We start from the raw sequence: 313 nt of genomic DNA on the forward strand, positions 1-313 counted from the left end.
GAATTAAAACAAGGAATCTTTAATGACACACAAGATAATAATCAAAAGATTATATCTATAAGAGGAAAGTTAGATAATAAAACAAATACAAGAAAATCTACTACTCTATTCCAAGATAAAGAATCTAAAGAATATATTTTAGCTATAAGAGACACAGAATTAAAACAAGGAATCTTTAATGATATAGCAGAAGCTGATGTATCATTAGCCCTAAATTCTCTCCCTAATCATCAATATATAGATATGCTAAGGAATCTTCTTTAATGTGGTTCTTATTATTTTTCATTGTCATTCCTTTTATATTCTTTATAGG

1 pseudogene is annotated in these 313 nt (G+C 25.9%); it reads left to right on the plus strand.

Annotated elements, in window-relative coordinates:
• Positions 1-264: pseudogene (locus tag CQA44_RS12975) on the plus strand (hypothetical protein); the annotation flags it as partial.
• Between the last annotated feature and the right edge of the window lie 49 nt (positions 265-313).

It is taken from the genome of Helicobacter sp. MIT 14-3879, assembly GCF_003364125.1.